The sequence below is a fragment of the Binatus sp. (SeqCode) genome, from assembly GCF_036522015.1.
Classification (GTDB): Bacteria; Desulfobacterota; Binatia; order Binatales; family Binataceae; genus Binatus.
Window position 1 is genome coordinate 1 of the sequence record NZ_DATDGQ010000284.1, and the last position, 11,210, is coordinate 11,210.

Here is an 11,210-nt window from a genome sequence, read left to right on the forward strand (position 1 = left end):
GGCGACGATGCTTGCGGCGGGAACCACGCCGCGAATCAATGTCGCCACTGCTACCGAGCTTGCCCTTGCAGCGCCGCCCGCCGGACCAGCGTCTGCTGAAACAATTGCAGTCGAACAGACGCGTCGCGACCCCGGCCGGCCTCATGGCAAGCGCTTCGGCTCTCTCGTGCATCTGACGATGTTGCGTGCGCCGTTCGACGCGGACGCGCGCGCGATCGGCCGGCTCGCGGCGAGTGGTGCCAGGATGATCGGTGCGCCGGACGACGAGATCGCCGCGGCGGCGTCTGCCGTGGTAGCCGCGCTCCAGTCGCCGCTGATGCGTCGGGCAAAAATGGCGCAAACTGTAATGCGCGAGTGTCCGCTGATTGTCCGCCTCGAGGACGGCACCGCGGTCGAAGGGATCGCGGACCTCGCGTTTGCGGAGAACGCCAACGACGGCGCGGTCTGGACCGTGGTGGATTTCAAGACTGACGTCGAAGTCGCACCGCGGCTCGACGAGTATCGCGCGCAGATCAGATTTTACGTGCGGGCGGTGAGAGAGAGTACGGGCCGGCCGGCCAGCGGCGCGATTCTGTGGATTTAGTGGAAGGGTAAATCACTCAATTGAATGCGGAACCCACCGTGGGTTCCGCACCTCCCTGGGCAGGGGTGACCCCTGCACCCGGTGAAAAGTACTAATCGCAAAATGACGAGGACGCCATTTTGCTCTCAGGTTCTTTTTCCTGTGTCATTCAGAGCTGTTTTTTGTGTCATCCCGAGCGAAGCCGAGGGACCCCGGATCTTTCTCCACGCCAGCCGACGCACCCCCCAATCGCGGATCAACCAACGGTGTGTAACGCTCGAGTTTCATTCGGTTGTTTGTGTCATTCAGAGCGAAGCGAAGAATCTCGGCTCTTTTCGCAAACCCGAATCTTTATTCGCGCGCAAAAGGAGCGTGCTGTACAAGGACCCTTACCTTCGATCCTCTCCCATTATGGGAGAGGGGAAGAACGGGAGAGATAAATCTGGGCTTGGTGCCAGTTAGCGATTTGTGCTGAAATCCTGACGCGAGGGAACTAGATGACTATCGACATTATTTACGGCGAACACGTTGCCACTGGCATCGATGCTAAATCGACGGATGGCGAGTTGTGGCTCAGTGCCGACGACCTGAAGCGGGTCAGCGGATGGCAGTTCAAGCCGCAAGGATTCTGCAAGGGCGAGGTCTGCGTGCCAGTGCCCGACGCGCGCAAGAGCGAGTTCGTCGCGGGCGGGCGCTACAATCTCGTTGCGCTGGCGAATCTGCTCGGGCAGCCCGTCGTGACCGATGCGGAGCATGATGCGTGGTGCTTCGGCGAGGCTGCGGCGGAAAGAAAGCGCGTCCTGACTTCGCTCGATGCGCCGGATTTCAGCCTGCCCGATCTCGACGGCAAGATGCATTCGCTCTCCGAGCATCGCGGCAAGAAAGTTCTTCTCGTTTCATGGGCGTCCTGGTGAGGATGCCGCTTTGACCTGCCAGTCTGGCAGGCCCTCTACGAAGAACTAGGACCGAAAGGATTCATCCCGATAGCGATCGCATTCGACAGCGGCGGCAATGCCGCCACCGAGCCGTGGATCAAGGCGGCGAAACCCACCTACCCATGCCTGATCGATCGGAGACATATCGTCGCCGAGCTTTACGACATGGTCAACGTGCCGACTGCCGTCTGGATCGACACGCTCGGCAAGATTGTGCGGCCGAGCGAGCCTGCCGGCGTCACCGACGCATTCCGAAAGATGAATCACACGGACTTTTCGATTCCCGCCGACGCGATGAGCGAGTTGCAGGCAAAGCGCAAGGCGTACCAGGACGCGATTCGCGATTGGGTGGCGAATGGACCGGCGAGCCGCTTCGCACTCGACAAGACGGAAGTGCTCAAGCGGATGCATACGCCGGACGATACGCAGGTCCGCGCCGCGGCGAATTTCAGACTCGGCGAATACCTGTTCGAAAAAGGACATGCGACGGCGGCGCAGAAATATTTCGAGGAAGCCAAGCGGCTCCGTCCGGAGAGCTGGAACTACAAGCGGCAGGCATGGGCGCTCGAAGATCCAATGAAGCCGGGCGGCCCCGAGTTCTGGGCAGCGGTCGATGCACTGGGCGACAGGAAGTACTACCCCGGCGCGGAGGATATTTAGGCAGGGGAAATCACTCAATTAAATGTGAAACCCGCGGTGGGTTTCACGCTCCCCTCGGCAGGGGTGACCCCTGCACCCAGTGAAAAGTACTAACCGCAAAATGGCGAGGACGCCATTTTGCTGTCAGGTTCTCTTTTGGGATTGGGCGGCGGGAATTTACCTCGCCCGTTATTTTACGGGAGAGGCGGCCGGCCGCATCGCGGCCGGTAGGTGAGGGTTCTGCGGCTCAAGATAGAAGTGCACTGCTTCGGAATTAATTTTGCACAATCGCGAGATATTAGTCGTCGGATATGGATCCCTGCTTAGCGGCTATGGATTGCTGGCTGAAAGGCGCGGTGGCGCCAGTCGGCTTGTCGCGCGCAATGCGCATCCGGTTTCGATTCACAACGCGCGTCGCGGACTGGCCAAGCCGTCGAGTCACGGCAAGTATCTCGCGATGGATATCGAGCCTGTCGATCGCGGCGTCCCAATCAGCGCGTCGATTTCAGCAGACGACGTTGGAATCGGCGGTCTGTTGCTGACCTTCGATGGCGAATGTGCGCCGCTGATCGCGCGGCGCGAGGAATATGATCCGGATGCGTTCGAGGGGTTGATCGGACTTGCGGATCGCGCCGGTCAGCCGCTCGGCGAGTTTCTGATGGAAATCGCGAGCGGGACTAATTTCGATCTGCTCGCTTACCGCATCACGCTGCGCACGATGCTCGACTACACGTCGCCCGGATATATTTTCCATCCGATTGAAATCGATGACGGACGCGTCGCGATAATTGCGATCGGGTCGGGATTCGACGGCAGCGGAGACCCGAAGATTGCCTCGCGACGCCAGCAATACAAAATGGACCGGCTGCTCTCGCTCGAAGAATCGATGCGCACGGAAATTCCCGGTTTCGATCGCGCCGGGCAAATAGGATACTACGCAGAGTGTGTTCTCGGCGGATTGCATGGCGTGGACGTAGGCGACCTGGCGCCGCAATTCGATGAGAATGCCGGATGGGCGCGTGACCTCGCGGCGCATCTCGGGCCGATCGCCACCGGCGAGCGCGAGCGGTTCCTCGCGGCGACCTCGATCGATGCGGCGCTGTATAGCGAGCGGTTTTCGTCGCGGCGCACCTCGAGCGTTGCGGCGCTCCTGCAACTGGCGCGAGTGATGTAGCGACAGAGACGACTCGAATGGCGTCGAAGGCGAATTTTTCAATCCATGTCGCGAAAGAGAATCTGAAATTCTCGGCCGCGCACTTTATCGCCTACCCCGGATTTCGCGAGCCGCTGCACGGCCACAATTACCAGGTCGGCGTGTATGTCGAAGGCGGCCTGGCGAAAACCGGCTACGTGATCGATTTCGGGCTGATAAAAAAGCTGACCAAGGAGATCGTCGATCGCCTCGACGAGCGTACGATCGTGCCGGGCAACAGCGATTGCCTGGCGATCGACGGACCCACCGACGGCGTCGTGCGAATCCGCTACGAGCGCGACGAGTTCGTGCTGCCTGCCGCCGACGTATGTATCGTGCCGATTGCGCATAGCTCGGCGGAGGAGCTCGCACGCTACATTTGGGACGAGCTGGCGGCGGCGTTGCGAGCGCGCGGTGCGCTCACCCTGGTGACCACGATGGAAATCTCGGTCGCCGAGGGGCCGGGACAGTCGGCGCATTATCGCAATTCGACCAGCGATATTTGATCGCGTTAGCGTTCTCTTCGTAACAATAACCGCAGCTTGCTTCGTCTAATCTGTTCACTGGCTGTCATCGCCCTGTCAACTGGATGCACGGCGTGAGACGATCTGCGTGCGGGTGGGGTGTTCTTTTCGATTCGTACGTTGCGTAGCGAAATAAAAGTGGGATTGCAGCCGAAATATGCCGAGGTCGAGGCGCCGTTCGCGATCGAGCGTGCGCTCGTCGGCGAGCATCCGGCGATCGTGAAGCTGCGCGCGTTAGTCGAGCGCGTCGCGCCCACCGAGGTGACAGTGCTGATCACGGGTGAGAGCGGCACCGGTAAGGAAGTCGTCGCGCAAGCGATCCATTCGCTGTCGCCCCGCTGCAATCAGCCGTTCGTGCCGGTGAACTGCGCGGCGATTCCGCACGACCTGCTCGAGTCCGAGATGTTCGGGCATGAGCGCGGCGCGTTCACCGGCGCGGCGGGGTCGCGTCACGGGCTGCTGACGACCGCTGATCGCGGCACGATTTTCCTGGACGAAATCGGCGAGATGCCGGGCGCGTTGCAGGCGAAACTGTTGCGCGTCCTCGAAGACGGCGCGGTGCGCCCGGTTGGCGCGGACCGGGCGACGCGGGTCAACGTGCGCGTGATCGCGGCGAGCAACGTCGATCTGGGCGCGGCGGTGGCGAAGGGAACATTTCGAGAGGACCTTTTCTATCGGCTGCAAGTCGTGCCGATCGTGATTGCGCCGGTGTGCGAACGGCGCTCCGATATCCCACTTCTCACCGAGCACTTTCTCGAGCAAATCCGCGATCGCACGCCCGGCCGCGAAATCGCAATCAGCCGCGAGGCGATGGTCGCGATGTGGTCGTACGATTGGCCCGGCAATGTGCGCGAGCTCGAGAACATGGTCGAGCGCCTGGCAATTATGTGCGAGGGCTCGATCGTCGACACCTCGATTCTGCCGGAGAACATGGTAGCGAGCGCGCGCCCTGCGACCCCTCCGATTGCGGTCAAGCTGAAAGATGGCGGACTGAACCTGAACAACTTGGTACGGGAATTGGAAGGTAGATTGATAAACGACGCGCTCAAACAAACCGGGGGGAACAAGCAGGCGGCGGCGCGGTTGCTCGGACTCAAGCGCACGACTTTTTCCGCCAAGCTGAGGCGTTGCGGCGTGATAGCTCCGGCGTCATTGGACGAAAGCGAGGAAGACTAGACGGGCAGGGAATCCTATGGATGAAGCAATCAGGTCGCCACAGATTATGGTGGTTGACGACGACCAGGACACCGTCGCAATCCTCGCCCGCCATTTACAACGCGAAGGCTTTGTCCCAATAGAGGCCAACTCCGGAGCGCAGTGTCTCAAACTGGTTCACGAAAACGAAGTCGACGTGATTCTGCTCGACCTGATGATGCCCGAAATGGACGGCTTCGAGGTTGTCAAGGCGCTCAAGGATGATCCCATGACCGCCGAAATACCTATCATCATGATCACGGCGCGCGACGATCTCGACGCGCGGGCCGAGGGGATGCGCCTGGGAGTCAGCGACTTCCTCGCCAAGCCCGTATTTCGGCGCCAACTCGCCGGCCGAGTGCGTGCGCAGCTCGACGTGGTCGAGACGGCGCGTAGCGTGACCGCGGCGATGGATCGTCTCGAGGCGACGCGGAAGCATCGCTCGCAGTAGGGCCTTTCGCCGTTTCGCGGAATCGGTTGCAGGACTGCGCTCGCGCTTCTAAAGAGTCTGCCTGCCGCAGTGCGCCCGCTGCATGGAACCGCATTGCGATCACCTGATACCTTCATTACAAATTAGTGCTGACGATCTCTTCCGGGATCATCGTTCGAGATGAGAAGGAGAATTCCCGATGGACGGTGACTACCGAAAACCTCAAGCCAACATTATCGCGGCGCTGACCTACCTGCTGGGCTTCGTCACCGGCCTGATTTTTCTTTACCTCGAACCGTACAACCAGGACGAGTTCATTCGTTTTCACGCGCGCCAGTCGATTGGCTTCTCGGTCGCGTGGTTCGCTATCGCCGTCGTCTTCGACGTCTTCATCGCAGTGCTGCCACACGGATTGGGAGCGCTGCTCAACTTCATTCTGACCCTGATCGACATCGCGCTCGCGGTGTTCTGGGTCATCCTGATGTACAAGGCGTACAACGGCGAGCGTTACCGGATTCCCGAGCTGGCCGACATCGTCGACAGCATCGCCGGCACCCCCGCCGCGTAGAATTCTTTCCCCTCTCACTATAGGGGCCTTTGCGAACAACGCGCGTCCGGTTCCCCTCTCCTGAAGGTGATTTTGTTGCTATTGACAGTCATCACAATCTGCGCTAATTTAACATCATGGCAGTGCGAGGACATCGGGCGCGCAATACTCGCTTCCTCTTAATCATTGCGTGCTGGACCATCGCTCTCGTGCTGTTCATATGGGCTGTTCAAAACATGGTGCTCAACCAATGATGACTTACGAACAATTCAACAAAGCGTTCGCTACCGATGAAGCGTGCAAGGAATACATCGTCGCCAAGCGTTGGCCCGATGGCGTTCGCTGCCCTCGCTGCAATCGGAAAGAGCGAGTCTATGCGCTCAAGACTCCGTTCAAATGGACTTGCTGCAACAAGGATTGTGGCGGACGCGCTGGATACCGATTCAGCGTGACAACGCACACAATTTTTGAAGATACCAAAGTCTCGCTGCGCATCTGGTTTCAGATCGGCTACTTGATGTGGACTGCGAAGAAAGGGCTTAGCTCGCTACAGGTCCGGCGCGTCATCTTCGGTGAGGATTCAGGCACAGACTGGCGTACCGCATGGTACATCTGCCATCGCTGGCGCGCTGCGATGAAAGGCGATGCATTCCCGCTCACTGGCGAGATCGAAGTTGACGAAACTTACGTCGGCGGGAAAGCGCACAATATGCACGCCAGCAAGCGCAAGGCGCTCGGTTTGACCGGAACCAAAAACAAAGTTGCAGTCATCGGTGCGATCTCCCGCAAGGGAATGATCGTCGCCAAAGTGATCGAGAATACCGACACCGCGACTCTGGATAGTTTCGTCCGCCAAACCGTTTCAAAAGACGTGAAGCTGATTGCGACCGATGAGCACAGCGGATACCGGCTCTTGGGCGCAGACATGAATCACCGCGTGGTCCGGCACAGCGCTGGCGAGTACGTAGTCGGCACTACTCACACAAATAATATCGAAGGGTTTTGGAGTTTGTTCAAAAGAGGAATTATCGGTTCGTATCATAAAGTGAACAAAGAGTATCTGCCGCTGTACGTGAACGAGTTCGCATGGCGCTTCAACAACCGCAAGAATCCGAACGCATTCGCGGAATTGATTACGACGTGCGGTAAGTAGCCGAGCGGACTTGGAAGCGCTAAAATATCGCGGTGACTTCGCCAAAGCGCGCGGCCCGCACGGCCCGAAAAAAGTACGTTCCAAGCGCAAAACAACTCGCCAGCGACGAAAAGTTGCGCGACGAACTACGCCACTTCGATCTGAAGATATTCGATCGCGTGTTGGAGAAAGCAATCAAGCGTGACAAATGACCGATACTGCTCTGCTACTGTCGCGCCTCGAACTACTCTCCAAGATTCAGGCGAAGATAGACTTGAGCGAAAATCTTCGCGATCGAGTGGCCCAAAAGATCGCCGCTTTGCTAGCGCTCGCGATGGAAGGATCTGACGAATTGAGGAAGAGCGTCAGCATTTCCGTTCTCGATCGCAATACACACCGTCTTGCAAAGTCCGTGGCGGACTCCTCTCGCATGGCTCGCCATTTGGAGAAAATGTCAAATCGTTTCCAGAGGGCGAAGGACGATATACCGACTGCACCGCCAGGACGAATAGATCGCATACTGAACCGGTCGCTCGGCGCTTACGACCGTGTTCAAGCGTTGCTCGAACTTCAGTTACTTGACCTAGACGCAATTTTCGATGAAATCGAAGAAGCGATCGGCAAGCCAATTAAACCGAAAGGCAATTAGACTCCCCTGACAATGACCACCTTGCACAGCGACGATCCGCGCGTCAAGTGAAAAGTTGCATTAGTCTGGTTTTGGCAAGCTGGCGTGAACCTGTTCGCGTAGCTTAATTAGCGCTTCTCTCTGCCACCAATGAAGCTCGTCAATCCCGTGTCGGTACAGATCAAGAAAAGACTTTCTTGTGTCGCGCTTTACTAAACCGAAGCGATTCTCCATTTCTTTAGCGGCTTCGTAGGCGAGCGCATCTGCGGCTTGTAGCGGCATCGCTGCTTTCTTGCCGACGAAACCCCAACTATTAATATCCTTCAAACGAAGAGATCTCCTGTGTTCCGGGCTCGCGAAAAGCACGTCAAACGCCTTTTTCAAATGTGGTTCGCCCTCCGCGCCAGACTCAATGATATATGTGATTTCGTCGTTCGGACGCTGCGCGAGAAATTCCGCGAGTCTTCCAAGGCAATGACGAAGGCAAAACTCATACGCATTTCCTAATGCTTCGCGGTCCACGCCCTCGATAACATCGTCGTAATCCTCTTTGATAACAGTGCCCGCGAAACCTTTTAGTGTGTAGGCATGAATGAACGCGTGCTGCGCTTGGTAAACGGTTATCTGTCGATTTCGGTCCCAATCCTTGGTTTCTTCATGCTCCCAATATGATTCTTGATCGGTACGGTGAAAGTATTTCTTTATTTCCTGCCAATCCTTGAGCCACTGCCAATCTGTATTGAAATACTTCCATTGCTCATTGGTGGCGACGTAACAGCCAACCGCCACGGCAGGCTTGGATGAGTCGGTCCCAGCTTCATCGAAATAAGCGGTTAGGACTGCCACGAGGGTCTTGTCACCAAGGCATAGAGCATCGCAGAGATGCGCGAATGCATCGTATTGGACAGTAGGCGCACTGATACAACTCCGATGACTCGCCTGCCGCGAGTCGGACTGAATTGTACCCGATTCCCAAGGTGACTGTCTATTCAAACAAAATCACCTCTCCTGAAGGGAGAGGGGTTAGGGGTGAGGTTGCTTGCGTCATATGCGATGCTTGCACGACGCTGAGAATTCTACTTGTTCGAGGTCGTCGTCCCGGCGGTCTTTTCTGCGACCGCCCCGATCGGTGCATCCGCCGCCGCTTGCCCATTGGCGTCGGCCGGCTGCTCGGCGCTATCTTCGGCGCTCGCCGGCGGCGGAACCTGCGACTGGATGTTCGCGGTGCCTTGCGGCGCCAGGCGCAAGCTCGGCTCGCGGTTGATCGCGTCGAGCACCCGGCGCGAAATTTCGTCGGTGATTTGCGGCGCGGTGTAAGTCTCGGCGGGATAGCGAATGATTATCTCGAGGCCGGCCTGGCTCAGATGCAGCCGGCTCTGCGGCTTGGGCGTTTCGAGCATGATGTTAAGATCGCGCTCGAGATGCCGGTAGTCGCGCATCACGCGGTCGCGATAGCGCGCGAACACTTCGTCCACCGCGTCGAGTAGCCGTTTCTCTGCCAGCCGGTAGTCGATGTCGGGTGCGAGCGTCAGCCGCACTTCGTTCCACACGAAGCTGGTGCCCGGCGCCTGCTTGAAGAAATTGCCCGACGGCTGAAACACGATCGCGTTGGAGAACACCGCCACGCGCCCGGTGGGCTCGCGATGCGTCCCGGTGCCGCCTAGTTCCATCAGCGAAAGTTTCAGCAGCCCGATATCAATAACGTCCCCGGTCACCCCGCCGATTTGCACGCGGTCCCCGGCCTTGATTCCGAAGCGTCCAATCAAAAAGAAGTAGCCGGCAATCGACAGGATCACGTTCTGCAGCGCGACGGCTATTCCGGCGGCGGCAAAGCCCACCACCGTGGCGGCCGATCCCAGCTCGTCGGAAAAATTCACCATCACTACGATCACGATCAGCATGCCGAGCACGAGCCGCCGCGCTGCCATCACCTGCCCGCGGCGCCGGATGTCGGTCACGTAGCGGTCGGTTACCCATCGCCACACGAGTGAGCCGAGGAAAATCACCAGCAACGACGCGGCGAGCACGATCAGCCGGATAAGGAGGCTGCGGAATTCCTTGTTCCACCGCTGTTCGATCGCGGCGTGCCATCGGCCGACGTTGTCGGTGTAAATCCCGAGCAGCACGATCTGTTTGCTCAGCGGCAGCGCAGCGGCGCTCGCGAGTTTGTGCGTTTCGAGCAGGCTTTCGAATGATTTCTTACGATCCTGGAGAGCGGCGACGTCGCCCGCGCCGGTTCCTTGCGCCAGCTTGTCGCCGCGCGCGTTGAGGCCGGTGATCACCGCAAGGATCGACTTGCGGACTCCCGCGGCGCGTGCGGCCAGCCCTTGTGCGAGCGCGCTGTTCTGCTCCAGCGCGTCGAGCTTGCTGCTGAGCGTGAACAGTTCGGTGATCAGGCCCAAAATCCCGGTCGGTTCGGACCTCGCGACTAAACCGGCGTCGGCCGGCAGCGCAACCGTCTTCTTGCTGCTATCGGCGATCGAATGTTCGAGCTCGTCGATTTGGGCGGCCAGTCCGCTGTTCTGATCGGGCGACGCGCTGCCGCTTTCGAACTGCGCCAGTGCCTTGAGCGCATCGGCGCGCGCCTGGTTAAGATCGAGCTGGCTTTGCGCGTCCTGAATCTGCGACGTGATCGCATTGCGCTGGCGCGCCGGCGCTTTCGCGAGCTGCGCCTGTAAGTCCTTGATCTGAGCGCGGAGCGCGTTCGCCGCGGCGTCGAGCGTCGCGGTATGCGTTGTGTCGCTCGAGCCAGCGGCGACCGCGCCGGTTCCCGACGGCGTGCTGCCCGATCCAGTGGCGGCAACGGCAGCGCTCGGAGCCGTCTTCGCGATGAGCGCCGCTTGCGCGCGTGCATACTCGAAGGCCAGCCGCAGTACTTCGCCGGCCGTCTGCCGGTCGTCGGCGAAAAAAAGCGTCTCGTCGGGATCGCGCACCAGCTGCGCTTCGACGCCGAGATGCCCGTACCAGTTGATGACGTCGCTAAGGTACGCGATGACGGTATGCGCGTCGGGCGGCAGCACGGCCGCTGACGCGCCCGCCGCTGCGCTGCCGGACACCGCACTCGCCGCAGCCGCCGGCCGCGCGGCGCCGCTCACAGCGGTAGATGGCGCCGCCGCCGACGGCGCCACCGACGCGCCCTGCGACCCAGTCGCAGGACTCTGCGCCAACGCAGCCGCGCTCGCGATTGCGAGCGCCCCCGCAATGCAGGCGAATAGAATCGAAATCTTGGACCGGGAAAGCATCGCGATTAAGTCCGGACCCGAAGCGCGTCAAAGAAAAACCTTACCATCGCAGGGACGATAGTTCGATTGGCAACACCAGCCGCGCTCCGCCCCCGAAAATACCTCTAACAGGGACGAAGTCCCGCATCCCGCGGCGGTGCCGATTTTCTTTCTTGATACTGGGTGCAGAGCCTGTCCTGAGCGAA

12 protein-coding genes are annotated in these 11,210 nt (G+C 59.4%); 10 read left to right on the forward strand and 2 right to left on the reverse strand.

All coding sequences use genetic code 11. From position 1 onward, the window contains the following. The 10 genes from VIW95_RS12125 to VIW95_RS12170 form a co-directional block, all read left to right on the forward strand. On the forward strand, window positions 1–583 hold a 583-nt coding region (locus tag VIW95_RS12125; RefSeq protein ID WP_331586802.1), incomplete at its 5' end, for a PD-(D/E)XK nuclease family protein. Between the two features lie 476 nt (window positions 584–1,059). Continuing rightward, window positions 1,060–2,157 (forward strand): ResA-like WAxxUGC motif-containing protein, encoded by a 1,098-nt coding sequence (locus VIW95_RS12130; RefSeq protein ID WP_331586804.1) that lies wholly within the window; start codon window positions 1,060–1,062, stop codon window positions 2,155–2,157. A 316-nt stretch (window positions 2,158–2,473) separates the two neighbouring features. Then, window positions 2,474–3,310, forward strand: coding sequence for a hypothetical protein (locus VIW95_RS12135; RefSeq protein WP_331586806.1), 837 nt, complete (start codon window positions 2,474–2,476; stop codon window positions 3,308–3,310). 17 nt (window positions 3,311–3,327) lie between these two features. Next, complete coding sequence (locus VIW95_RS12140) at window positions 3,328–3,834, forward strand: 6-pyruvoyl trahydropterin synthase family protein (protein WP_331586808.1); 507 nt, start codon at window positions 3,328–3,330, stop codon at window positions 3,832–3,834. A 138-nt stretch (window positions 3,835–3,972) separates the two neighbouring features. Then, window positions 3,973–5,028, forward strand: a complete 1,056-nt coding sequence (locus VIW95_RS12145; RefSeq protein WP_331586810.1) for a sigma-54 dependent transcriptional regulator — start codon at window positions 3,973–3,975, stop codon at window positions 5,026–5,028. A gap of 16 nt (window positions 5,029–5,044) precedes the next feature. Continuing rightward, the gene (locus VIW95_RS12150) at window positions 5,045–5,497 is read left to right on the forward strand and encodes a response regulator (protein ID WP_331586813.1); all 453 of its coding nucleotides are present in this window, start codon (window positions 5,045–5,047) and stop codon (window positions 5,495–5,497) included. Between the two features lie 178 nt (window positions 5,498–5,675). Next, window positions 5,676–6,044 (forward strand): DUF4870 domain-containing protein, encoded by a 369-nt coding sequence (locus VIW95_RS12155; protein WP_331586815.1) that lies wholly within the window; start codon window positions 5,676–5,678, stop codon window positions 6,042–6,044. 169 nt (window positions 6,045–6,213) lie between these two features. Then, entirely contained in the window at window positions 6,214–7,176 is a 963-nt protein-coding gene (locus tag VIW95_RS12160) for an IS1595 family transposase (protein WP_331586817.1), read from the forward strand. A gap of 32 nt (window positions 7,177–7,208) precedes the next feature. Continuing rightward, window positions 7,209–7,367, forward strand: coding sequence for a hypothetical protein (locus VIW95_RS12165; RefSeq protein ID WP_331586818.1), 159 nt, complete (start codon window positions 7,209–7,211; stop codon window positions 7,365–7,367). Continuing rightward, window positions 7,364–7,804 (forward strand): hypothetical protein, encoded by a 441-nt coding sequence (locus tag VIW95_RS12170; RefSeq protein WP_331586820.1) that lies wholly within the window; start codon window positions 7,364–7,366, stop codon window positions 7,802–7,804. The genes VIW95_RS12165 and VIW95_RS12170 overlap by 4 nt, the downstream gene beginning before the upstream one ends. A gap of 60 nt (window positions 7,805–7,864) precedes the next feature. On the opposite strand, the gene VIW95_RS12175 is transcribed toward VIW95_RS12170, so the two are convergent. After that, complete coding sequence (locus tag VIW95_RS12175; RefSeq protein ID WP_331586822.1) at window positions 7,865–8,629, reverse strand: DUF3800 domain-containing protein; 765 nt, start codon at window positions 8,627–8,629, stop codon at window positions 7,865–7,867. 230 nt (window positions 8,630–8,859) lie between these two features. Beyond that, entirely contained in the window at window positions 8,860–11,025 is a 2,166-nt protein-coding gene (locus VIW95_RS12180; RefSeq protein ID WP_331586824.1) for a mechanosensitive ion channel family protein, read from the reverse strand. Window positions 11,026–11,210: the final 185 nt, after the last annotated feature.